The 23,155-nt window shown below is 64.8% G+C and carries 22 protein-coding genes and 1 tRNA gene; 8 read left to right on the forward strand and 15 right to left on the reverse strand.

What is annotated here, in order from left to right; all coding sequences use genetic code 11:
• Nucleotide 1: 1 nt before the first annotated feature.
• From SPHV1_RS21840 to gltX, 3 genes are all read right to left on the reverse strand, one after another.
• Nucleotides 2-211, reverse strand: a complete 210-nt coding sequence (locus SPHV1_RS21840) for a hypothetical protein (RefSeq protein WP_054948101.1) — start codon at nucleotides 209-211, stop codon at nucleotides 2-4.
• A gap of 175 nt (nucleotides 212-386) precedes the next feature.
• Complete coding sequence (locus tag SPHV1_RS21845; protein ID WP_054948102.1) at nucleotides 387-1,670, reverse strand: citrate synthase; 1,284 nt, start codon at nucleotides 1,668-1,670, stop codon at nucleotides 387-389.
• 13 nt (nucleotides 1,671-1,683) lie between these two features.
• Nucleotides 1,684-3,138: a glutamate--tRNA ligase gene (gltX, locus tag SPHV1_RS21850; RefSeq protein ID WP_054948103.1), complete on the reverse strand. Its 1,455-nt coding sequence runs from the start codon at nucleotides 3,136-3,138 to the stop codon at nucleotides 1,684-1,686.
• 29 nt (nucleotides 3,139-3,167) lie between these two features.
• On the opposite strand from gltX, the gene SPHV1_RS21855 reads away from it, so the two are divergent.
• On the forward strand, nucleotides 3,168-5,357 hold the full coding sequence (locus SPHV1_RS21855; protein WP_054948131.1) for a ComEC/Rec2 family competence protein: 2,190 nt from the start codon (nucleotides 3,168-3,170) through the stop codon (nucleotides 5,355-5,357).
• A gap of 57 nt (nucleotides 5,358-5,414) precedes the next feature.
• On the opposite strand, the gene lexA is transcribed toward SPHV1_RS21855, so the two are convergent.
• From lexA to SPHV1_RS21900, 9 genes are all read right to left on the reverse strand, one after another.
• Complete coding sequence (lexA, locus tag SPHV1_RS21860) at nucleotides 5,415-6,110, reverse strand: transcriptional repressor LexA (protein WP_054948104.1); 696 nt, start codon at nucleotides 6,108-6,110, stop codon at nucleotides 5,415-5,417.
• A gap of 84 nt (nucleotides 6,111-6,194) precedes the next feature.
• The gene (locus tag SPHV1_RS21865; protein WP_054948105.1) at nucleotides 6,195-7,418 is read right to left on the reverse strand and encodes a molybdopterin molybdotransferase MoeA; all 1,224 of its coding nucleotides are present in this window, start codon (nucleotides 7,416-7,418) and stop codon (nucleotides 6,195-6,197) included.
• Nucleotides 7,418-7,900 carry a cyclic pyranopterin monophosphate synthase MoaC gene (gene moaC, locus SPHV1_RS21870; RefSeq protein WP_054948106.1) on the reverse strand — a complete coding sequence of 161 codons (483 nt, stop codon included), beginning with the start codon at nucleotides 7,898-7,900 and terminating at the stop codon, nucleotides 7,418-7,420. The genes SPHV1_RS21865 and moaC overlap by 1 nt, the downstream gene beginning before the upstream one ends.
• 187 nt (nucleotides 7,901-8,087) lie before the next feature.
• Nucleotides 8,088-8,876: an indole-3-glycerol phosphate synthase TrpC gene (trpC, locus tag SPHV1_RS21875; RefSeq protein ID WP_054948107.1), complete on the reverse strand. Its 789-nt coding sequence runs from the start codon at nucleotides 8,874-8,876 to the stop codon at nucleotides 8,088-8,090.
• Between the two features lie 48 nt (nucleotides 8,877-8,924).
• Nucleotides 8,925-9,914: an anthranilate phosphoribosyltransferase gene (gene trpD, locus SPHV1_RS21880; RefSeq protein ID WP_054948108.1), complete on the reverse strand. Its 990-nt coding sequence runs from the start codon at nucleotides 9,912-9,914 to the stop codon at nucleotides 8,925-8,927.
• Nucleotides 9,911-10,495, reverse strand: a complete 585-nt coding sequence (locus SPHV1_RS21885) for an aminodeoxychorismate/anthranilate synthase component II (protein ID WP_054948109.1) — start codon at nucleotides 10,493-10,495, stop codon at nucleotides 9,911-9,913. Before SPHV1_RS21885 ends, trpD begins: the two co-directional genes overlap by 4 nt.
• On the reverse strand, nucleotides 10,492-11,277 hold the full coding sequence (locus SPHV1_RS21890) for a phosphodiester glycosidase family protein (protein ID WP_054948110.1): 786 nt from the start codon (nucleotides 11,275-11,277) through the stop codon (nucleotides 10,492-10,494). The genes SPHV1_RS21885 and SPHV1_RS21890 overlap by 4 nt, the downstream gene beginning before the upstream one ends.
• Nucleotides 11,274-12,785, reverse strand: coding sequence for an anthranilate synthase component I family protein (locus SPHV1_RS21895; RefSeq protein ID WP_054948111.1), 1,512 nt, complete (start codon nucleotides 12,783-12,785; stop codon nucleotides 11,274-11,276). Before SPHV1_RS21895 ends, SPHV1_RS21890 begins: the two co-directional genes overlap by 4 nt.
• 18 nt (nucleotides 12,786-12,803) lie before the next feature.
• Nucleotides 12,804-14,753, reverse strand: coding sequence for a SurA N-terminal domain-containing protein (locus SPHV1_RS21900; RefSeq protein ID WP_054948112.1), 1,950 nt, complete (start codon nucleotides 14,751-14,753; stop codon nucleotides 12,804-12,806).
• Between the two features lie 267 nt (nucleotides 14,754-15,020).
• On the opposite strand from SPHV1_RS21900, the gene tpiA reads away from it, so the two are divergent.
• The 3 genes from tpiA (at nucleotide 15,021) to SPHV1_RS21915 (ending at nucleotide 18,082) form a co-directional block, all read left to right on the forward strand.
• Nucleotides 15,021-15,779 (forward strand): triose-phosphate isomerase, encoded by a 759-nt coding sequence (gene tpiA, locus SPHV1_RS21905; protein WP_054948113.1) that lies wholly within the window; start codon nucleotides 15,021-15,023, stop codon nucleotides 15,777-15,779.
• 139 nt (nucleotides 15,780-15,918) lie between these two features.
• The gene (gene secG, locus SPHV1_RS21910) at nucleotides 15,919-16,323 is read left to right on the forward strand and encodes a preprotein translocase subunit SecG (protein WP_054948114.1); all 405 of its coding nucleotides are present in this window, start codon (nucleotides 15,919-15,921) and stop codon (nucleotides 16,321-16,323) included.
• A 130-nt stretch (nucleotides 16,324-16,453) separates the two neighbouring features.
• A complete protein-coding gene (locus tag SPHV1_RS21915; protein ID WP_054948115.1) occupies nucleotides 16,454-18,082 on the forward strand; it encodes a CTP synthase in 1,629 nt (542 codons plus the stop codon).
• A 100-nt stretch (nucleotides 18,083-18,182) separates the two neighbouring features.
• Here SPHV1_RS21915 and SPHV1_RS21920 read toward each other — a convergent pair whose 3' ends face one another.
• The 3 genes from SPHV1_RS21920 to SPHV1_RS21930 all read right to left on the reverse strand — a co-directional run bounded on the left by SPHV1_RS21920 (nucleotide 18,183) and on the right by SPHV1_RS21930 (nucleotide 21,209).
• Entirely contained in the window at nucleotides 18,183-18,524 is a 342-nt protein-coding gene (locus SPHV1_RS21920) for an energy transducer TonB (RefSeq protein ID WP_054948116.1), read from the reverse strand.
• Nucleotides 18,525-18,594: 70 nt separating this feature from the next.
• Nucleotides 18,595-20,475, reverse strand: coding sequence for a methyl-accepting chemotaxis protein (locus tag SPHV1_RS21925; RefSeq protein ID WP_054948117.1), 1,881 nt, complete (start codon nucleotides 20,473-20,475; stop codon nucleotides 18,595-18,597).
• A gap of 263 nt (nucleotides 20,476-20,738) precedes the next feature.
• Nucleotides 20,739-21,209, reverse strand: a complete 471-nt coding sequence (locus SPHV1_RS21930; protein WP_054948118.1) for an Hsp20 family protein — start codon at nucleotides 21,207-21,209, stop codon at nucleotides 20,739-20,741.
• A 164-nt stretch (nucleotides 21,210-21,373) separates the two neighbouring features.
• On the opposite strand from SPHV1_RS21930, the gene grxC reads away from it, so the two are divergent.
• The 4 genes from grxC (at nucleotide 21,374) to SPHV1_RS21950 (ending at nucleotide 23,105) form a co-directional block, all read left to right on the forward strand.
• Nucleotides 21,374-21,637 carry a glutaredoxin 3 gene (gene grxC, locus SPHV1_RS21935; RefSeq protein ID WP_054948119.1) on the forward strand — a complete coding sequence of 88 codons (264 nt, stop codon included), beginning with the start codon at nucleotides 21,374-21,376 and terminating at the stop codon, nucleotides 21,635-21,637.
• Between the two features lie 18 nt (nucleotides 21,638-21,655).
• Nucleotides 21,656-22,471 (forward strand): carbon-nitrogen hydrolase family protein, encoded by an 816-nt coding sequence (locus SPHV1_RS21940; RefSeq protein WP_054948120.1) that lies wholly within the window; start codon nucleotides 21,656-21,658, stop codon nucleotides 22,469-22,471.
• Nucleotides 22,472-22,479: 8 nt separating this feature from the next.
• Nucleotides 22,480-22,977, forward strand: a complete 498-nt coding sequence (locus SPHV1_RS21945) for a DUF1178 family protein (protein ID WP_054948121.1) — start codon at nucleotides 22,480-22,482, stop codon at nucleotides 22,975-22,977.
• A 51-nt stretch (nucleotides 22,978-23,028) separates the two neighbouring features.
• Nucleotides 23,029-23,105 (forward strand) — tRNA-Arg (locus SPHV1_RS21950).
• Nucleotides 23,106-23,155 lie beyond the last annotated feature (50 nt).

Genomic DNA, 23,155 nt, shown 5'->3' on the forward strand with positions numbered 1-23,155 from the left:
TTCAGGACTTGCCGTTGCCGCGGCGCGCCAGCCACACGACGATGCAGCCGACGGCGGCAAGAATGGCGCCGCGAATGGCCCATGTGCGGTCGGCCAGCATGAAGCTTTCGGCAGGCCACATAACCACGCCCGTTCCCTGACCGACCCAGAGCAGGCCCATGGCGATGGCCAGCAGTCCCAGGATAAGTGCGACGATCCTGACAAATAGCATGCAAATACCTCGCCCTGTTCTTTATCGGCTTAGGATATCGAGGTGGCCAGATTAAGGCCGCTTGGCAAGTTCCGTCACGCGGGGTTTGGCCCGGGACAAGAAAAAACCCCCGCTTTCGCAGGGGTTTCTCCTCAGGACCGACCCCGAAGAGCGGTCCAGTCCGGCTAGCCGGCTATCAGCGCTGCGACAGCGGCACGTAGTCGCGCTGCGTCGGGCCGGTGTAGAGCTGGCGCGGACGGCCGATCTTCTGGCCGGGATCCGAGATCATTTCGTTCCACTGCGCGACCCAGCCCACGGTGCGGGCGAGGGCGAAGAGCACGGTGAACATGGTGGTCGGGAAGCCGATCGCCGAAAGGATGATGCCCGAGTAGAAGTCGACGTTCGGGAAGAGCTTCTTCTCGACGAAGTACGGATCGTTGAGGGCGATTTCCTCGAGACGCAGGGCGGTCTCGAACAGCGGGTCGTTGACCTTGAGGGCGTCGAAGACTTCCCTAACGGTGGACTGCATGACAGTCGCGCGCGGGTCGTAGTTCTTGTAGACGCGGTGACCGAAGCCCATCAGGCGGAACGGATCGTTCTTGTCCTTCGCACGCTCGATGTAGTGCGGGATCTTGTCCGGCGTACCGATTTCCTTGAGCATGTTCAGCGCAGCTTCGTTCGCGCCGCCGTGTGCCGGGCCCCAGAGGCAGGCAATGCCGGCCGCGATGCACGCAAACGGGTTCGCGCCCGACGAACCGGCGAGACGCACGGTCGAGGTCGAAGCGTTCTGCTCGTGGTCGGCATGGAGGATGAAGATGCGGTCCATGGCCTTTTCGACGGCCGGGATCACTTCATACTCTTCCGCGGGCACGCCAAAGGTCATGCGCAGGAAGTTACCGGTGTAGGACAGGTTGTTGTCCGGGTAGAGGAAGGGCTGACCGATCGAGTACTTGTAGGCCATCGCAGCGATCGTCGGCATCTTCGCGATCAGGCGGTGCGAGCTGATCTTGCGGTGCTCGGGATCCGAGATGTCGGTCGAATCGTGGTAGAATGCCGAAAGCGCGCCGACGACGCCGCACATGATCGCCATCGGGTGTGCGTCACGGCGGAAGCCGCGATAGAAGGTGGCGAGCTGCTCGTGCAGCATGGTGTGACGGCTGATGGTGAACTCGAACTTCTCGAGCTCGTCCTTGCTCGGCAGTTCGCCATTGAGCAGCAGGTAGCTGACTTCCATGAACGACGAATTTTCCGCCAGCTGACCGATCGGATAACCGCGGTGGAGCAAAACGCCCTCATCGCCGTCGATGTAGGTCAGGGCACTTTCGCAGCTCGCGGTCGAAGTGAAGCCCGGGTCGAACGTGAACAGCCCGGTCTGGCCGTAGAGCTTGCGGATATCGACGACATCCGGGCCGACGCTACCTTTCAGGACAGGATATTCGTAATCCGCACCACCTGCGGACAGTTTAGCCTGATCACCCACCAGTTCTTACTCCTTATACCTGTGACCCGGCCGGGACGTTGGCCTGTGCGGCGATGCGCGCGAGGCTTTCGTTCCTGCCGAGCAGAACCAATACGTCGAAAATTCCCGGCGAGGTCGTCTGACCCGTCAGGGCTGCCCGCAAGGGTTGCGCGAGCTTGCCGAGGCCCAATTCGAGTTCCTCGGCCATTGCTTTCAGGTTGGCTTCCAATGCCTCCAAAGTCCAGTCGGATTCCCCCGACAGACGCTCATGAATGACAGCCAGGCGCCCCCGCGCCTCGTCGGTCAGAAGAGCTTGCGCCTTCTCGCTCATCGCGAGAGGACGGGTGGCAAACAGGAAGGCGGCGCCTTCTGCAAGTTCGTTGACGTCCTTTGCTCGCACCTTGAGGACCGGCATGGCCTTTTCGAGCAGGACGGGATCTGGGTTTGCGAAGCCATTGGCCGCGACAAGCGGAAGGACGAGTGCCGCGAGGCGGGCGTCATCCGCCTCGCGCAGATAATGTCCGTTGAGATTCTGCAACTTGGCGAGGTCGAACCGGGCAGGCGACTTGCCGACATGGGCAATGTCGAACCATTCGACTGCCTGCTCGCGGGCGATGATCTCCTCATCGCCATGGCCCCAGCCGAGGCGCAGGAGGTAATTGAACAGCGCTTCGGGCAGCACGCCCAGGTCGTCGCGATAGGCATCGACGCCCAAGGCACCGTGGCGCTTCGACAGCTTGGCGCCGTCCGGGCCGTGGATCAGCGGGACGTGGCCGTAAGTAGGCACCGTCCAGCCCATCGCGTTGACGATGACGAGCTGTCGGAACGCGTTGTTGAGGTGATCGTCGCCGCGGATGACGTGGGTGACGCCCATGTCGTTGTCGTCGACGACGACAGCCAGCATGTAGGTCGGCGTGCCGTCGGAGCGCAGGATGACGAAATCGTCGATCTCGACGTTCTGGACAGTCACCTGTCCCTGCACGAGGTCGTCGATCACGGTCTCGCCGTCGCGCGGGGCCTTGATGCGTACGACATAGGGGCGGTCGCTCGGCCAGCTCGAAGGATCGGCATCGCGCCATTCGCTGTCGATGCGGAACGGGCGACGCTCTTCCTGTGCCTTCTGGCGGCGTTCGGCGAGTTCCTCGGTCGTGAGATAGCAGCGATAGGCGTGACCGGATTCGAGCAACTGCGCGGCCACTTCGGCGTGGCGCTGCGAGCGCGCGAACTGGAACACAGGTTCTTCGTCACCTTCGAGGCCGAGCCACGTCAGGCCGTCGAAGATTGCGTCGATGGCCGGTTCGGTCGAACGGGCGCGGTCGGTGTCTTCGATGCGCAGCAGGTACTTGCCGCCATGGTGGCGGGCGAAGAGCCAGTTGAACAGCGCCGTACGGGCACCGCCGATGTGAAGGTAACCCGTGGGCGAGGGGGCAAAGCGCGTAACGACGGCAGACTGGCCGTTCGATCCGCTCGATGCACTGCCGCTTGCCATTGTAAATCCCTTCCTGTCCAATGTTCGCCATGGCCAGCCAAGCCACAGCCAGTAATGAAAATAACGCATGCCACGGCCTCGCCGGGGGCGCTGCATTGCAGCATCGGCCATGGAACAGCAAGAGCGACTTGTCGAGGGTTTTGGCGGCGCTTGAGCGATTTCTTTCGCGTGCCGGCTTCGATCGCGGGCCCTGGCTGGTGGTCGCATTCGGAGCGGGAATCGCGGCGTGGTTCGGCCTTCCCGGACCGCTCCATTGGGCTGCGTTTGGCGCCGTTTGCGCTGCCATTGCGGCTCTTGCGGCATGGGTCTGGCCGGATCGCGCGCGTTTTCCTCACCTGAGAGTGGCACTCTGCGCAGTTTTCCTCATGTTTTTCGCGGGTTGCCTGACCGTCTGGACGAAATCGGCGCTGGTGGGACACGAAGCGATCGATCGTCCGGTTTCAGGCGTCTTCCTGGGCAAAGTGCTAGGGGTGGATGAACAGCCTGCCGAACGGCGGGTCAGATGGCTCGTCGCGACCCGGGAGCCTGGTTTGGGGCGTCGCATCAAGGTTCGGCTCAACGTTGCCGACGGCCTTGGCGTTGAATCCGTGTCGCCCGGAGCAGTGATTCGCTTTGAGGCGCGGTTGATGCCACCTGCGCCGCCGATGTTCCCCGGCGGTTATAATTTCGCGCGCGCCGCTTGGTTCTCCGGCCTTTCTGCAAGCGGGAAGGTGAGCGGCAAAGTCGAGATCGTTACGTCAGGCGGTGAGGGCGAGACCCTTGAGGCTGCCCGCAGCGTGCTTTCCCGGCACGTCCGTGAGAGGCTGAGCGGCTCGCAAGGCGGGATCGCCGCGGCATTGGCGAGCGGCGACCGCGGCGGCATCGTCGAGGAGGACGCGCAGGCGATGCGCGATGCGGGCCTTGCGCATCTGCTGGCTATCAGCGGCCTGCACGTCAGTGCAGTGATCGGGGCAGCCTATTTCCTCGCCCTGAGGTTGCTCGCGCTTTCTCCTGCACTGGCCTTGCGGTTCCGGCTTCCGGTGGTGGCCGCGCTATGCGGAGCCCTGGCCGGGATTGCCTATACCCTCCTGACCGGATCGCAGGTGCCGACGGTCCGTTCGTGCATTGGGGCGATGCTTGTCCTCATTGCACTGGCGCTGGGGCGAGAAGCGCTATCGCTGCGGTTGCTGGCAGTTGCCGGGTTTGCGGTCCTGCTGCTTTGGCCCGAATCGCTGACGGGGCCCAGCTTCCAGATGAGCTTTGCAGCCGTTCTTGCCATCGTGGCGCTGGCAACTTGCGGGCCGGTGCGCCGGTTTCTGGCCCCGCGAGAGGAATCGTGGCTTTCGCGGCTCATGCGGCAAGCGGTGATGCTGTTCGTGACGGGCTTCGTGATCGAAATCGTCCTGATGCCGATCGGCTTCTACCATTTTCATCGTGCCGGTGCTTACGGCGCGCTTGCCAATGTACTTGCGATCCCGCTCACGACTTTCGCTGTCATGCCTTGCATTGCCCTGGCGCTACTGTTCGATCTTGTGGGTCTGGGCGGACCGTTCTGGTGGCTGGCGGGGCAGTTTATCGACCTTTTGCTGGGGTTGGCGCACAAGATCAGCGCACTGCCCGGGGCGGTTTCGGTTCTGCCGGCGATGGGTACGGGCGGCTTCCTCCTGTTCGTTTCGGGTGGTCTGTGGCTCGGGCTGTGGAGTGGGCGGGTTCGGCTGCTGGGGCTCGTGCCCGCCTGCCTCGGCATAGTCTGGCTCATCCTGCTCGAGCCGCCCGATATTCTCGTGACCGGCGATGGCCGTCATGTCGGGCTTGTGGTCGATAATGGTGAGAGGCTCGTGACCCTGCGCGATACCGGCAGCGACTATGTCCGCGACAATCTGCGTGAATTTGCCGGTGTCGAGGGCGAACTGACGCCCTTGGCATCATGGCCGGGCGCACGATGCAATCGCGAATTCTGTTCGGTTCGCATTGAAAGACAGGGCCGCTCCTGGGACCTGCTGATCGCCAGAGGCCGGGACCAGGTCCCAGAGCGGGCGTTGGCAGCGGCTTGCGACAAGGCCGACATCGTCATTGCCGACCGCTGGCTGCCCCGAAGCTGCTCTCCGCGCTGGTTGAAGGCGGACCGCAACATGCTGCAGAGAACCGGTGGCCTTGCTATCCGGCTGCGGCAAAAATCGGTCGAGACTGTCGCCGAAGGGCAGGGCCATCATGGCTGGTGGACGCCGCGAGCGCCCTGATCCCGTCAATTCAAGGAGTGGCGGTCGTAGCAGCGACGCGCCTCTCCTCGGCAAAGCTCAATGATAGCGGCGCAGCAGCCCGGCGAGCTTGCCCTGAACCTCGATCTCGTCAGGGCCGTAGACCTGCGGTTCGTAGGCGGCATTGGCGGGAACGAGGCGGACCATGGCGCCATCGCGCTGCAGGTATTTGAGCGTCGCTTCCTCGCCGCGAACCAGGGCAACGACGATTTCACCGTCGCGCGCGGTGTTGGTGCGACGGATCAGGGCAAAGTCGCCGTCGAGAATGCCGGCTTCGACCATCGAATCGCCCGAAACCTCAAGCGCGTAGTGTTCGCCCGAGCCGAGCAGGGCTGCGGGAACCGGAAGCATCGACTGGCCTTCCAGGGCTTCGATCGGAACGCCGGCGGCAATGCGGCCGTGCAGCGGAATTTCGATGACGTCATTCGCCGGTTCGGGCGTGCGTTCGGGCTGCTTGAGCGCGGCAAGCGCATCCTGCCCGGCAGGAACGGCGGCCTTGGCCGCGGGCTTGCTGGTGACGTCTTCGGGCTGGCGCAGGATTTCCAGTGCGCGGGCGCGATTGGGCAGGCGACGGATGAAGCCGCGTTCCTCAAGTGCGGAAATGAGGCGATGCACGCCCGATTTCGACTTGAGGTCGAGCGCTTCCTTCATTTCCTCGAAGCTGGGCGAGATGCCGCTTTCTTCCAGCCGGACCTGAATGAACTTGAGCAATTCATGCTGCTTGCGCGTCAACATCTGCGTTGCCTCTTTCTCTGCGTCCCCGAGCGATGTTCTGCCTGTGAACAATGAGAGAACAATTAAGCAACAGATTCTGGAACGTCAAGCAATACCGCCATTTTCGAGCAGGAACACGCGGACCGCTTCACCAGCCGCGGCGGCAGGGGCATGGGCAGGACGATCGATCAGCACGTTGCTGGCCGCAAGAGAACTGAGCGCGCCGCTGTCCTGAAGCGTCATCGGCATCACGCTTTCGCCGTTCCAGTAGCCGCGCAGGAATTCGCGGCGGTGGCCGATGGCCCTCAGCGGAGCATCCAGAACGGTCGAGATAGGCATGGGCAGCGGACGGGCGGCGCCGAGCATCGCGCGCAGCAGGGGCAGAACGAAGTGATAGGCCGTGACCATGCTCGATACCGGATTGCCCGGCAGGCCGATGACGATCTGGGTGCCGCCATCGCTGCGTTCGCGCTTGGCAACGAGGATCGGCTTGCCCGGCTTGATGGCGACCCGCCAGAAATCGAGCCGGGCCCCCCAGCGTTCGAGCGCCGGTCGCACGAGATCGTGATCGCCCACCGATGCACCGCCGCTTGTGACGATCACGTCGCAATCCGCCGCTTCGTCGAAAGCGCCGATCAGCGCCTCGAGCGTGTCGGGAACCGGGCCGATCCGGCGGGCGTCGACCGGCAGCGGGCTGACCAGCGAGACGAGCATGGCACCGTTGCTGGCCGGGATCTGGTGAGTGGGGCAGGTTTCGGGATCGGCAGCCAGTTCGTCGCCGCTGTCGATCACCGCGACTTTAGGCATCCGGCGGACGGGCATGTGGCGATGCCCGGCCGAGAGGGCGAGCGCGATGTGGGCTGGGCCGATTCGGACGCCCTCGGCTAGCACCTGATGGCCTGCGGTGAAGTCCATGCCGCAGGGGCGGATGTGCCTGTGCGGCGGTTCAGGCAGATCCCCGGTCAGAGTGATCCGATCGCCTTCACGCTTCAGGTCCTCCTGCAGGACAACCACGGCTGCGTCGGCAGGCATGATCGCACCTGTCGAGATGCGCACGGCCTCCCCCTTTTGCAGCGTGCCGGTGAAGGGGTGGCCTGCCGCGCTCTCTCCGATCACCTGCCACGGCCCGGAGAGGTCGTCCTTGGTGAGGGCGTAACCGTCCATGGCCGAGAGATGGGCGGCGGGCTGGGTTCGCCGCGCCAGCAGCGGTTCGGCAAGAAACCGGCCCAATGCGCTTTCGACATCGACGCGCTCGACCGGCAGGACTTGCGCCAGCGAGAGCAGGCGCGCCTGTGCGTCTTCGAGCGGGATCGGCGCGGGACCGGCCATCAGTGACGGTCCTGCGCGCGCCAGGGGCCGGACTTGCCGCCGCGTTTCTCGATCAGGCGGATGTCGCCGATGACCATGCCCTTGTCGAGCGCCTTGGCCATGTCGTAGATCGTCACAAGTGCGACGGAAACCGCTGTAATGGCTTCCATTTCCACGCCGGTTTTGCCCGTGAGCGAGGCGGTGGCCGTGGCTCTGACAGCCTTGTCTTCGAAGCTGAAATCGACATTGATCGCATCGATGGCGAGGGGGTGGCACATCGGGATCAGATCCCCGGTGCGCTTGCCCGCCATGATCCCGGCAATGCGCGCCGTGCCCAGGACATCGCCCTTGGGCGCATTGCCGGCGCGGATCGCCTCGAGCGCCTCGGCCGACATCGTGATCCGGCCCGAGGCGATGGCGAGCCGCTGGGTCTCGGCTTTCGCCCCTACGTCCACCATGCGTGCGGTGCCGTCCGAATCGATGTGGGTGAGGCTCTTGTTCATCTCAGACCTTGAAATCCTGACGAGGTTTACACGGTTTACACAGTCCGGAAGTATAAGCGGAGCCGCCCTTTCATCTCCGGACAAACAGGGTTTCGGGACTGGACGCATTGGCGATCATGTCCCCTCGATGGCAGATTTCCCCGATGTAGGACAGGTCTGGACCGCACGAAAACCGTCGCTTCCGCGTTTACCCTTCGAGCAGGGTGCGCGTCGCCGCCTCGACATCGTCCTGCCGCATCAGGCTCTCGCCGACGAGGAACGTGCGCGCGCCGCATTGCGAGAGGCGCAGGAGGTCGGCGTGGCTGTTGATGCCGCTTTCGCTGACGAGCAGGGTGCCTTCCGGAGCAAGCGGGGCAAGCCGCTCGGTCGTGGCGATGTCGGTGACGAAACGCTTGAGGTCGCGGTTGTTGACGCCGATCAGGCGCGACTTGAGCCGGGCCGCGCGCTCCATTTCCGCTTCATCGTGTACCTCGACGAGGCAGTCCATGCCGCGTTCGAGCGCGGCAGCCTCGATCTCGGCCATCAGCGTGTCGTCCAGCGCGGCGGCGATGATGAGGATGGCGTCGGCGCCGATTGCGCGGGCTTCGGCGACCTGCCAGGGGTCGACCATGAAGTCCTTGCGGATGACCGGCAGCGAAACCGCGGCACGGGCCGCGACAAGATAGTCCTCGTGGCCCTGGAAATAGGGCGCATCGGTCAGGATCGAGAGACAGGCCGCGCCGCCTTTTTCGTAGGCAAGGGCATGGTCGGCCGGGTGGAAGTCCGGACGGATCAGGCCCTTCGACGGGCTGGCCTTCTTGATTTCCGCAATGAGGGCGAACCCGTCCCCGGCCTTTCGGCGCAGCGCTGCCTCGAACCCGCGGGGCGCGCTCTGGCCTGCCGCCTTGGCATCGAGCTCGGACAGCGAGGCCAGCGCCTTGCGGGCAGCGACTTCCTCGCGCTTGGTATCGCAGATCTCGGTAAGCTTGTCGGACATGGCGGGCCTTTTGTGCCTGATGCGTTTCGGTAAGGGCGGGAAGCGGCGTTACTTGAGCGCGTCGATCCAGCAATTGAGCAGGGCATTGGCGAGGCCCTTGTCGATCGCCTCTGCGGCTTCCTCGACGCCTTCCTGCCAGGTCTTCGCTTCACCTGCGACGATAAGTGCGCCGGCGGCGTTGAACAGCACCGCGTCGCGATAGGCGCCGGGTTCGCCCATGAGCAGGCGACGCAGCGCCTGGGCGTTATACTCGGGATCGCCGCCGCGAATGGCATCGACAGGAGCGGCGGGCAGACCCGCGTCCGCGGGCGAGACACGGCGCATGGCCAGTTCGCTGCCGGTCACTTCGGCGACCTCGTTGCCGCCAGCGAGGCTGAGTTCGTCGAGGCCCTCGTCGCCCGAGACGACGAGCGAATGCTCGGTGCCCAGGCGACGGATCGCGTCTGCATAGATCGGCACGTAAGCGGGCCGGGCAATGCCGACCAGCTGGCGGCGGACCTGCGCCGGATTGGCGAGCGGGCCCATCAGGTTGAAGATCGTGCGGCGGCCCAGCGACTTGCGCAGCGGCATCAGGCGACCCAGCGCCGGATGGTGGCGCGCGGCGAACAGGAAGCAGATGCCGAGGTCCGCGAGCGTCGCCTCGGCGGTTTCCACGGCGCGGTCGAGATTGAGGCCGAGGGCCTCGAGCGTGTCGGCCGCACCTGCCTTGGAACTGGCGGCGCGGTTGCCGTGCTTGGCGACCGGCACGCCGCAGGCCGCGACGACCAGCGAGACGGCGGTCGAGACATTGAGGGTGTGGTGACCGTCACCGCCGGTACCGCACACGTCGATGGCATTGACGGGGGCTTCGACCGGGATCATGCGCGCGCGCAGGGCGCGGGCAGCGCCGGCGATCTCGCTGGCATTCTCGCCCCGGTCGGAGAGCGCGATGAGGAATTCGGCGATCCGTCCCTCGGGCACTTCGCCGTCGAGGATCGCGGCGAAGGCAGCTTCCGCCTCGGCTTCCCCGATCGGATGGCTGGGATCGGGCAGCGTCATGCGACGGCCTTGGTCTCGATGCCGCACAGGCGCAGGAAGTTCGCCAGCATGTCGTGACCGTGTTCGGTCGCGATGCTTTCCGGGTGGAACTGCACCCCGTGGATCGGCAGGCTCGCGTGGCGGAAGCCCATGACGTGGCCGTCGTCCGAGCGGGCGTTGACCAGCAGTGTCTCCGGAATGTCCTCGACGATGAGCGAATGATAGCGCGTGGCGGTGAACGGCGAGGGCAGCCCCGCGAACACGCCGGTATCGTCATGCGTGACCGGCGAGGTCTTGCCGTGCATCAGCCCGCCGCGCACGACCTTGCCGCCGAAGTACTGGCCGATCGACTGATGGCCCAGGCACACGCCGAGCAGCGGCTTTCCGGCATCGGCAGCCGCGCCCACGAGGTCGAGGCTGATGCCCGCCTCGTTCGGGGTGCATGGCCCCGGCGAGATGAGGAAGCCCTGCGCGCCGCTGGAAATCGCCTGCCCAGCCGAGAGCGCATCGTTGCGCACGACTTCGACCTCTGCCCCCAGTTCCATCAGGTAATGGACGAGGTTCCAGGTGAAGCTGTCGTAGTTGTCGATGACGAGGATCATGATTTGCCCTTTGCCCTTTTCTCGACGACGATCAAGGGGCCGAGCGGAGGGCCGCCGTCGACGCGGCCCATGTGCGGGTCCCACAGGGAAGAGACGCTGCCGTCGAGGAACAGCGCATTGGGGCAGTCCAGCGCGTCGCGGAAATAGCGCGCGAGCTTGCCGAAGGAGATCGGTTCGTCGGAAATGACGAAGTGTGCGCGCCCCTCGCGGTCGACCCCCACGCCATTGCGCAGCTTGAGCGACTGGCCGTCAGGCGCGATCCGCGGATGCAGCTTTCCGGCAATGACGAGCATTGGCCCCGACTGGGTGCCGAACTGCGGCCGGTGCTCGACGTTCTGCGCAAAGTCTTCGCTGGTGCGCACGGCCCAGTGGCCATCGGTATCGCCGTAGAACACGCCGTTGGGCAGGAGGTGGAAGTTGCCGTAGCCCTCGTTGCGGTTGAGCGTGTGCAGGCGTTCCCCGTCCTCGACGTAGTAGCCGATCGGCTGCCCCTTCTCGTCGAACATGCCACCGTTCATCGCGAAGGCGACTTCGTGGCTCATTTCAGGCCGGTCGACGGCGAGCTGGGAGAGGCTGCGGTAAGGCTCGCCACCCTTGGGCCCCATGACCATGTGGATGGCGTGGCGGCCCGGCTCTGCGGTGCAATGGGTGAGCGAGGTGCCCTCGAAGCTGGCGGCCTCGCACGGCGGCGGCGGTGGCGCCGCGGCTTCCTGCTTCGCATCGCCCGAGGAACAGGCGGCGAGCAGCAGCGCCGGCAGCAGGGCAGGCGCCGTGCGGGTCACTGCCCGAAGCCCGGCTCTCCTGCGACGCGGACCGCTTCGCGCGCGGCGGCGAAAAGGGCGCCGGACTTGGCTTCGCATTCGCGCTGTTCGTAGGCCGGGTCGCTGTCGGCGACGATGCCTGCACCCGCCTGGACGTGGAGCACGCCGTCCTTGAGCAGGCCGGTGCGCAGGACGATGCAGGAATCGACCGAACCGTCGGGCGCGAAATAGCCGACGCCCCCGGCATAGGCGCCGCGCGTCTCGGGTTCGAGCTCGGCGATGATCTCGCAGGCATGGACCTTGGGCGCGCCCGAAACGGTGCCCGCCGGGAAGCCTGCGAAGACCGCGTCGATGGCATCGTGCTTGGCGGTGTCGAGCTGGCCGACCACGTTCGAAACGATGTGCATGACGTGGCTGTAGCGCTCGATCGTGTAGCTGTCGGTCACTTCGACGGTGCCCGCGGCCGCCACCCGGCCGACGTCGTTACGGCCCAGGTCGAGCAGCATGAGGTGCTCGGCGCGTTCCTTGGGATCGGCGAGCAGGCTCGTCTCGTTAGCCTTGTCCTCGGCCGGTGTCTTGCCGCGCGGGCGGGTGCCGGCAATCGGGCGGATCGTGACTTCGCCGTCACGGACGCGCACGAGGATTTCCGGGCTCGATCCGACGAGCGCGAAGCCGGGCAGGTCGAGGAAATAGAGGAAGGGCGAAGGGTTTACCCGGCGCAGCGCGCGGTAGAGCGCGAGCGGCGGCAGCGGGAAGTCGCAGGTGAAGCGCTGGGCCAGCACCACCTGGAAGATGTCGCCTGCCTGGATGTACTCCTTGGCCTTGAGCACCATAGCCTTGTAGTCGTCGGCCGCCATGACCGGCCTGGGCTCGGGTATCGCCAGGTCGGGCTGCGCCGGGGCGAGCGTTGCCGGGACCGAAAGGCGGCGCAGCGCCTCGTCGATGCGTTCGGCCGCGGCTTCGACCACGCGGTCGGGCAAACCGGCATCGGGCCAGACCGGCGCAACGCAGAACAGTTCGTCGCCGAGTCGGTCGAACACAAGGATCAGCGAAGGCCGCACGAAGAGCATGTCGGGCACGTCGAGGCTGCTTTGCGGCGCGCGCGGCAGCTTCTCGACGAGGCCGATGGTCTCGTAACCGAAATAGCCGACGAGGCAGGCAAGCGCCTTGGGCAATTCGCCGGGTACGTCGATGCGGCAGGCTTCGACGAGGCTGCGCAGCTCGGACAGGCTGTCGCCGGGCAGGGGCGCGAAGGCGTCCCTGTCGGACTGCCACTTGCGGTTGATCTCGCAGCTGGCGCCGCTGGCACGGAACACGAGGTCGGGGTCGAGGCCGATCAGGCTGTAGCGCCCGCGCACTTCGCCGCCTTCCACCGATTCCAGCAGGAAATCGCCGCGACCGTCCTCGAACAGCCGCAGGGCTGCCGCGACCGGGGTCTCGGTATCGGCGACGAGCTTGCGCCAGAGCAGGGCGGGGCGCCCTTGCTCCAGTTCCTGCCTGACCGCGTCTCTGTCCGCTTCGCGCTGCATCGCCTGTCCTGCCTGCGCTTACTGGGCCGCGCCGTTACCGGCGAGTTCGTCGCGCACGGCCTTGATCGCCGCGGCATTCTTGGTCACGCCCACGTCCTTGCGGATCGCCTTGCCCAGCGCGTCGGCATAGGCCTGGCCGAGCTGTTGGCCGAGTTCCTTCTGGGTGTTGGCCAGGAGTTCGTCGGAGTCGATCTTCGCCGGGTCGATCTTCTTGAGAGCCACCACGAACCAACCGCGTTCCTGTGGCGCCGACTGCACCTTCACGGTGTTCTCGGCCATGTGGAACATGAGCGAGATCGGCGGCGGAACCTGGCGGCCGCTCTGGATCGCGGCGGTCAGCGTCGGACGCGACATCGTGACGGGCTGGATCGGAGGCAGGCGCTTGCCTACCGCAGCGACGGCCTTTTCGAGCGCGGTGCCCTTCCTGATCTCGGCCTGGACCTTGAGCGCGGCGGCCTTGGCGGCCTGCGAGCCCTTGTCCATCGACCACGCGACCTTCACGTCGTCCTTGATATCCTTGAGCGGAGCCGGGGCGGACGTGTCGATCTCGCTGACGTCGTAGATCATGAAGGTCTTGCCGCGTTCGACTTCGGCGACCTGCGGCTGCTCTTCCTCCATCGAGAAGGCGGTCTTGATCACCGGGGCGATGACGTCAGGCGCCTTTTCGCCGGGCTTGAGATAGACCTGGCCGTCAGCCGTGATCGGCGCGGTGATCTGCACCTCGATGCCGAGCGACTTGGCGACTTCGGTCAGGTTGGCGCCGTCGGCGAACTTGTCCTCGAGGCTGGCAAGCTCGTCGGTGAAGGCCGCGCGGCGCTTTTCCTGCTCGATCTGCTTGGCGAGGTCGTCCTTCACTTCGGCAAGGGTGCGGGCAGGCTTTTCCTGCTTTTCCTCGACGCGGATGACGTGCCAGCCCAGCGCGCTCTTCTGCGGCGCGGCGAGCTTGCCGATATCGGCAGCGAAGACGGCATCGGCGACGGCCGTTGAGAACTGTTCGCCCAGTTCGGTCTTGCTGAAGAATTCGAGCTTGGCGGTCGACAGACCCTTTTCCCTGGCGGCGGTTTCGAGCGACTTGCCGCCGTTTACTTCGGCGACGATCGCCTTGGCGGCGGCCTCGGTCGGCACGATCAGCTGGGTGATGCGGCGCTTGTCCTGCGCGGCGTACTGCGCCTTGTTGGCGTCATAGCGCGCGGCGATTTCCTTGTCGGTCGGCGCGGCAGGAGCCTTGATCGCGTCCTCCCCGAAGGTCGCGTAACGGATCACGCGGCGCTCGGGACGGATGAATTCGTTGATGTGGTCCTTGTAGAAGGCCTGGATCTCGATGTCGGTCGGGTCCTTTTCGGGCACGAAGGCCGCGGAGGGGAAGGCCGCGATCGTTCCGGTGCGGCTCTCGCCCAGCAGCGAAGCATAGCGCCTGGCGGCATCCTTCGACATCACCGCGCCGTACTGGGCCGGAACCAGCAGCTGCTGCGATACGAGACCCTGGGCGATATCTTCGCGCAGGACCTTCTCGGTCAGGCCCTGCTGCGCGAGCGCCTGGCGGAAGGTGTCCTGGCTGAACTTGCCGTCAACGCCCATGAAGCCGGGGATCTGCGCGATTTCACTGTCGATCAGGCGATCGCCGGCAACGACGCCGTGCTTCTTGCCGAACACGAAGAGCGCGGTGCGGTCGATCAGATCGTCGAGGACCTGCTCGACCCCGCCTTCCGCCACCATCAGTTTCATGGTCGCGGTGGGCTGATTGCGCTTCACGCGCTCCAGCGCGGCACGGGCCGACTGCGTCAGCTGGGGCGCGTCGATACCTTCCTTGCCCACGGAGGCGACCTTCGTCCCGCCGCCGAGGCCGGCAGAGGAACTGAGGCCCGCGATATCGCCGCTGGCGAAGGCGAGCGCGATAACGACGAGCATGATCAGCGCGATAGCCGCACCGACCTTGGACTTGAGCATTGAACGGAAGAAAGTGAGCATGGATCCGTGCCGATCAGCGATGACTTGAGCGAAAACGAAGGTTTCGCAGGAAACGGCCGCAGGCTTTAGGGGGGCTTGCGCGTTACTGCAATGCCGACTCGCATGCGATTGCTTCGGCGACACACAGGAAAGTTTTACCTGAACGAAGGCTGCATGTGTTTTGACAATGGTGGTCCGCCTGTCCTAGCTGCGCGGCGCAAGCGGAGCGGCGATTCTTTGGCTGGACCGAAGGCGGCGCTTCGCACTTGATGAAATCAAGGGTTGGAAATGGCTGGACTGCCTTACATCGTCGGTAACTGGAAAATGAACGGCACGCGCGCGATGCTCAACGAGGCGCGCGCGATCGACCGGGCGGCGGCACGCTTTCCCAAGGTGCAGGTCGCGGTCGCGCCGCCGGCGACGCTGATCTATCGCACGCGCGATGCAGCGGTCATTATCGGCGTGGGCGGGCAGGACTGCCACGCCGAAGAGAGCGGAGCCTTCACCGGCGACATCTCGGCGCAGATGCTCAAGGACGCAGGCGCGGACTTCACCATCGTCGGCCACTCGGAGCGCCGCACGCTCCACGGCGAAAGCGACGGTGACGTCAAGGCCAAGGCAGATGCCGCGCTCGGTGCGGGCCTCAGCGTGATCCTGTGCGTGGGGGAAACCGAATCCCAGCGCGATGCCGGCGAGGCCGAAGCGGTCGTCGGTGCGCAGCTCGAAGGTTCGTGCCCGCGCGTCGACGGCGCACCGGAAAAGCTGTCGATTGCCTATGAACCGGTCTGGGCCATCGGAACCGGCCGGGTTCCCTCGGTCGAGGACGTTGCAGCGATGCACAGGGCGATCCGCGCAAAGCTCGTCGCGCTTTACGGCGAGGGCGGTGCGGACGTGCGCATCCTTTACGGCGGTTCGGTGAAGGCCGACAATGCCGCCGAATTGCTGGCCGTGCCCGAAGTGGGCGGCGCGCTCGTCGGCGGGGCAAGCCTGTCGGCCGAGAGCTTCCTTGCGATCGTCGGGGCAGCCGCTTCGCTGGACGCGGACTGATCGAAAAAGTGCTGCAGGGCCCGGGCGTTGATGGCCGGGCCTTGCGAAAACCCGTTGACGGGTTGCGCCGCGAAGGCGTTGCGCCTATCTGCGCGACGTGTGATGCGGGCTTGATGCTCCCCAGAAGGCTGAGACTGAGATGTTCCTTTTCCTGACCGTCCTCCAGGCGCTCATTGCAGCGGCGCTTGTCGGTGTGATCCTGATGCAGAAGTCGGAAGGCGGCGGTCTGGGTGTCGGTGGCGGCAGCCCCTCGGGCCTGATGTCCGCGCGCGGTGCGGCCAATTTCCTGACCCGCGCGACTTCGGTCCTTGCCGCTCTCTTCGTGGTTCTCAGCATCATCCTGGCAGCGCTGGCCGTCGATGTGACGACCGGGCGCGATATCGACACCTCGCTTGAACGCGGCGCAGCTGCGCCGACGGCTCCGGCCCAGCCGGCCGACCCGCTCGCTGGCGCGGCGAATCCCGCTGCGGCTCCGGCCCAGAGCGATGGCGCGGTGCAGCAGACGCCGGCCGAAGATCCGCTTTCGGGTGCTGCCAAGCAGTAATTCCGAGGCATTTCCCGTAACCGAAATGCCGTCTGGCAGTGGCAGGCGGCATTTCATGTAGTATTGACCTGTGGATTCAGGCTCTGGGCGCTTGCCTATGGGCCTCCATGCAATTTAAGGCCCGACTCCCATGGCGCGGCACATTTTTATCACCGGCGGCGTGGTTTCCTCGCTCGGCAAGGGGCTCATGGCAGCGAGCCTCGCGGCTCTCCTGCAGGCACGCGGTTTCCGCGTCCGCATCCGCAAGTTCGACCCTTATCTGAACGTCGATCCGGGCACGATGAGCCCGTATCAGCACGGTGAGGTCTATGTGACCGACGACGGGGCCGAGACCGACCTCGACCTTGGCCACTACGAACGCTTCACCGGCGTTTCGGCCCGCCAGAGCGACAACATCACCTCGGGCCGCATCTATCAGGACATCATCGCCAAGGAGCGCCGCGGCGACTATCTCGGCGCTACCGTCCAGGTCATTCCGCACGTCACCGACGCGATCAAGAACTTCGCGATGTCCGATACCGACGATCTCGATTTCGTCCTGTGCGAAATCGGCGGCACCGTCGGCGACATCGAAGGCCTGCCGTTCGTCGAGGCCATGCGCCAGCTGCGCAACGAAATGGGCCGCGAGCAGACCTGCTTCGTGCACGTGACGCTGGTGCCCTACATCGCTGCAGCCGGTGAGTTGAAGACCAAGCCGACGCAGCACTCGGTGCGCGAACTCACCGGCCTTGGCATCCAGCCCGACATCCTGCTGTGCCGCTGCGATCGTGAGCTGCCGGAGAGCGAGCGCCGCAAGATTGCGCTGTTCTGCAACGTACGCCGGGAAGCCGTCATCCCGGCGCTCGATGCGCCGAACATCTACGCGGTGCCGCTGCAGTACCACCAGGAAGGGCTCGACGCCGAAGTCCTGCACCATTTCGGCCTGACTTCGCCCGCGCCCGACATGGCGCGCTGGGATGAAGTGACCGACCGCTATCAGCATCCCGAAGGCGAAGTGACCATCGGTGTCGTCGGCAAGTACGTCGGCCTGCCCGATGCCTACAAGTCGCTCAATGAAGCGCTCGTCCATGGCGGGATGGCCAACCGGGTCAAGGTCAACATCAAGTGGATCGATGCCGAGCTGTTCGAGAAGGACGATGCCGAGATCGCGGCCGAGCTTGAGCCGATGCACGGCATTCTCGTGCCGGGCGGCTTCGGTGAACGCGGTACCGAGGGCAAGATCGCCTCGGTGCGGTTCGCGCGTGAGCGCGGCGTGCCGTTCTTCGGGATTTGCCTTGGCATGCAGATGGCCTGCATCGAGGGCGCGCGTTCGGCCGGCATTGCCGCGGCGAGCTCGACCGAGTTCGGCCCGACGACCGAGCCGGTGGTGGGCATCATCACCGAATGGATGGGCAAGGACGGCCTCGAGAAGCGCGCTGCGGGCGGCGATCTGGGCGGTACCATGCGCCTTGGCGCCTATCAGGCGGAGCTTTCGCCCAACAGCCACGTGGCCTCGATCTACGGTTCGACCACGATCAGCGAACGCCACCGTCACCGCTACGAAGTCAACGGCTCGTACCGCGAGGCGCTGGAAGGCGACGGTCTGATCTTCTCGGGCATGTCGCCCGATGGTCTGCTGCCGGAAATCGTCGAGCGTCCGGACCACCCGTGGTTCGTGGGCGTGCAGTTCCACCCCGAACTCAAGTCCAAGCCGTTCGATCCGCACCCGCTGTTCAAGGGATTCATCGCGGCGGCGCTGCAGCAGGCACGCCTCGTCTGATCGGACCTGCGACAATCATCGGACAATGAAAAAGGACCGGCCGAAAGGCCGGTCCTTCTCGTTTGTGGCGATGTGCCTTCTCGAAATCGAGTCGACCGGATCAGAGCAGCTTCCAGGTCAGCGGGAGCACGACCGAGCTGGTGCCGGCCGGCGGCGCGGGGAGGTTACCCATGCGCGCGAAGACGGCTTCGGCCTCACGGTCGAGCGTGTTCGAGCCCGAAGTCGCTACCAGTTCGGTGCGCTCAACCTTGCCCGATGCCGAGACGTAGACCTTGACCTTGGCCGTCCCTTCCTCGCCGCGCATCTGCGCCGTGCGCGGATAGGTCTGCTTGGAAGCGACGGTGCGCTTTACCGTGTTGAGCCAGTCGTCGGCCAGGGCGGGAACCGCCGTCATGGCAAGAACCGAAGCGACCGCAGCGGCTTTGAGAACGATATTCTTCATGCACTCACTCCATTGTTATCGGGATGACGAGCCCCACCGGCAGGCCATCCGTTTCTTCAGGTTTCGAATTTCAGAAGTCCGACCAGTCATCCATGTCGAGCGCGGCGTTGCCGACGAAGGCCGGTGCAGCGGCGGGAACGGGCCGTGCAGGCGCTGCGGCGACGGGTTGATGGCTCAAGTCATTGCCGTTCCTGGAAGCGTTGCCGGCATTGTCATTGCCGCTCCGGCTTTCCTTGATCCGGAAGGCGGCCATCTGCGCCATCAGCAGCTGCGTTTCTTCTGACAGGTTGCGGCTGCCCGCAGAGCTTTCCTCGACCATCGCGGCGTTCTGCTGGGTGAAGCTGTCCATGCCTGCGACCATCGTCGAGATTTCCGATATGCCATCGGCCTGCTTTTCGGCGGCCCCGGCGATCTCGTCGACGAGGTTGGAGACGGTGACCACTTCGCCGACGATCTGGCGCAGGGCCTCGCCGCTGCTCTCCACGAGGGCAACGCCGTCGCCGACCTGACGGCTGCTGCGGTCGATCAGGGTCCGGATGTCCTTGGCGGCATCCGCGGAGCGCTGGGCAAGGGCGCGCACTTCGGTGGCGACCACGGCAAAGCCCTTGCCGGCCTCGCCGGCACGCGCCGCCTCGACCCCGGCATTGAGCGCAAGCAGGTTGGTCTGGAAGGCGATCCCGTCGATCGTGCCGATGATTTCGGACATCTGGCGAGAGGTCGTCTCGATGCTGCGCATGGCGTCCACGGCCTGGTGCGCAATGCCTTCCACGCGGTCGGCAGTCTCTCGGGCGACGCCGAGGCGCGAACTGGTCTGGCGTGCATTCTCCGCCGTGACATGCACAACGCTGGTGAACTCGTTGAGCGTGCGCGAGGTATCGGCGAGCGAACTTGCCTGCTTCTCGGTGCGTTCGGCAAGGTCCGAGGTGGCCGTCGCGATCTCGTTCGTGCCGATCCTGATGGACTGGCACCCGTCGATAATGCGGCCCATCGTATCGCCCAGTCGCGAGACGGCGACGTTGAAATGCTCATGAAGCTGCGCCAGCGAGCCGCGTGCTTCGGGAACCCGGTGGACCAGATTGCCCTTTGCCAGCTCGGCAAGGCCGTTGCCGATGGCATCGATCGTGTGCTGCAACTCGCGGGCGCGTTCCTGCTCTTCGTGCGCGCGCTGCTGATCGGTTGCGACGAGCTGCTGGAAGTTCTCCAGCGCGCGGGCAAGGCTGCCCAGTTCGTCGCCGCGCTTGCTGCCCGGGATCACGACGTCGATGTCGCCATCGATCAGGCTGCGCACCGATTCGGAAAGCTGCTTTACCGGTCGAGCGATGGATCGCATGAGGTAGAGCATGAGGGCGATGGCCGAGAGGACGCCGGCGATCGCGGCCACAAACATGACGTGGCGGGCATTGGCATAGATCGCCTGGCCTTCCTCGGCTGCGGCCTTTGCGGTCGAGCTGTTCAGTTCGATCAGGTTCAGCAGCTGGTCTTCGATCGCATAGAAGCTGTCGAGCCCTTCACCGTCGAACATGTCGAGGGCACCTGCCTTGTCGCTTTGCGCCAGGTTCAGCATCGCCTCGTTCTGCTGGACATAGGACTGCCAGCTTTCGCGCACGCCCTTGAGGGCCTGCAGCGTTTCGGGACGCTTCACGTGCTTTGCATAGTCCGCCAGGACCTCGTCGATCACCGCGCCGGAGTTGCGCAGGACCTTGACCTGCCGGTCCCATGCGGCCGTGCCGGCGGCCTTGACGGTGTCTGCCTGATGGATGCGATACTGCGAGACATAAGCATGCAGGTCACCCAAAGCCTGTGAGGCAGGCAGGGAATTGCCGTTCAGTTCTTCGGTGAGGGCATTGACCTCGCCGATCTGCTTGAGCGCGAAGGCTCCCATTGTGCCCATGATCGCCAGCAGCAAGCCGAAGGCGAGCAGGAGACGGTGACTTATCCGCAATCGATTCATTGCTCTGAAGGTCCCCCCACGTTTTCCACTGGGGAGACCATCTAGAGGATAAGTCTTTGATGCGCTTTAAGATGACCTCGTGTGCGTGCCCTTATCCCTTTGTTTCAAAGCGCTTAAACAATCTTGCAATGTTACTTCGTGCCGTAGTTAAGTCGAGGTTGCCACTATTGCAGTCGGCTGCACTAACTGGGCTTTATCGACGCAAAAAGGGCGGCCCGGTATCCCAGGCCGCCCCCAGACATCTGTTCCTCGAACGGCAGTGATCAGGCTGCTTCGGTGCCTTCGTCGGATGCATTGTCGACAACCGTGAGCGTGTTGCCGCCAATCGCGATCTTCTTGGGCTTCATCGCCTCGGGCACTTCGCGCACGAGGTCGATCACCAGCAGGCCGTCCGCAAGGTCGGCGCTGTCTACGCGGACATAGTCGGCAAGCTCGAAGCGGCGCTCAAACCCGCGCTGTGCGATGCCGACGTGCAGATATTCGCCCTCGACGCCGTCATCGGGCTTGTGGCCCTTGACGGTCAGGAGGTTGGCCTGGGCGGTAATATCGATGTCGGCAGGCTTGAAGCCGGCAACGGCAAGCGTGATGCGATAGGCATCCTGGCCGCGGCGTTCGATGTTGAACGGGGGATACTTGTCGCCGGCGTTCGGACGGTTCTGGTTCTCGATCATGTCGAAAAGGCGATCGAAACCAACCATGCTGCGGCGATAGGGCGAAAAGTCGATACGGTTCATGACAAAAATCCTCCAATGAGCAATCTTCGTATTGTTCGGGCCCGTGAAATCCGGCGCCCTGGCTTCGAGCCATCCCCACCGTGGGCCATGACTCGTCCCATTAGATATGATACCGGCGCCCACTTTCAAGTGACCGCCAGCACAGTTTCGAGGAGCAATTGTCCATGAGCAAACCCAAGGTCGAGATCTACACCAAGTGGGGCTGTCCCTATTGCGTTGCGGCCAAGTCGCTGCTCGACGGCAAGGGCGTTTCCTATGAGGAATACGATATCACCATGGGCGGCCCCAAACGCGACGAGATGGTGGAGCGCGTTCCCGGTGCCCGCACCGTGCCGCAGGTCCTCGTCGCCGGCACGCCCTATGGCGGGTTCGACGACATCAATGCCCTCGATCGCCAGGGCAAGCTCGATCCGATCCTCGGGCTCTGACAGCACGCTAGCAAGACCATGACCCGCGCTGCCCTGTTCCAGATGACCACCGGCATCGATCCCGCGGCCAATGCCGAGGCGATCGTATCCGCCGTTTCGCAAGCGAAGCAGGGCGGGGCGGCGATGCTGTTCACGCCGGAGATGTCGGGCCTGCTCGACCGCCAGCGTCCGCGCGCTTCCCAGGTCATCCGCAGCGAGGCCGAGGATCGCGTGCTTGCAGCGGTTCGCGAAGCCGCCGCGCGCGAGGGGATCTGGGTCCATCTCGGCTCTCTCGCCATCGTGCGTGAGGACGGGCGCTGGGCCAACCGGGCCTTCGTGATCGACGAGAGCGGCGAGATCCGCGCCCGCTACGACAAGATCCACATGTTCGACGTCGATCTGGCAACCGGCGAATCCTGGCGCGAATCCAATGCCTATGCTGCGGGCGACGAAGTCGTGACGGTGGAAACGCCGCTGGGCAGGCTGGGCCTGTCTATCTGCTACGACGTGCGCTTCCCCGCGCTTTTCGAGGCGCTCGGCCGGGCTCGCTGCGACGTGATCGCCATTCCGGCGGCCTTCACCGTCCCGACCGGGAAGGCGCACTGGCATCTTCTGCAGCGCGCCCGCGCGGTGGAGGCAAGCGCCTATGTCCTGTCCGCAGCCCAGGTCGGCAGGCATGAGGACGGACGCGAGACCTACGGCCACTCGCTGGCAATCGATCCATGGGGCGAGATCATCCTCGACATGGGCGGTGAAAAGGTCGGTCTGGGCTTTGCCGAAATCGATCCTGCCCGTATCGCGGAAATTCGGGCGCAATTACCGAGTCTTGCCAATCGGCGGACAATAGCCAAATAGAATTGACCATGATCGTCTATGATCTTGAATGCCGTACCGGGCAGCATCGGTTCGAGGGCTGGTTCAAGTCTTCGGAGGATTTCGCGCGTCAGCAGGAGAGGGGCCTGGTGTCCTGTCCTCACTGCGGATCTGCCGAAGTCGGCAAGGCCATCCAGGCCCCGCGTCTTTCGCGCAAGGGCAACCAGATGGTCGAAGCACCGTCCCGCCCGCAGCAGCCCTCCAGGCCCGCGGAAGTGCCCACAGCCCCGGTGGCCAGCGCGCCGATTCCGGCGGAAGCCGTCGAAGTGATCCGCAAGCTTGCGCAGATGCAGGTCGAGGCCCTGAAGTCCTCGCGCTATGTCGGCAAGAATTTCGCCGAAGACGCGCGCGCGATGCATTATGGAGAGCGCGAAGCCGAAGCGATCCACGGCCAGACCAGCGCGTCCGAAGCGCAGGAACTGCTGGAAGAGGGTATCGCCGTGATGCCCCTGCCATTCCCGGTGACGCCGCCGGAACAGGCAAACTGACCGCAACAGATTGCCAACCCGAAAAACCCAAGCTAGGACCCGGCCCCGAGTGCGCCCGTAGCTCAGCAGGATAGAGCACCAGATTCCTAATCTGGGGGCCACAGGTTCGAATCCTGTCGGGCGCACCATTTAAGACCCCCGGGTTTTCGCGGGGTTTTTTTTTTGCGAGTGGGTCCGT

It is taken from the genome of Novosphingobium sp. KN65.2 (genome assembly GCF_001368935.1).
GTDB classification, from domain to species: domain Bacteria; phylum Pseudomonadota; class Alphaproteobacteria; order Sphingomonadales; family Sphingomonadaceae; genus Novosphingobium; species Novosphingobium mathurense.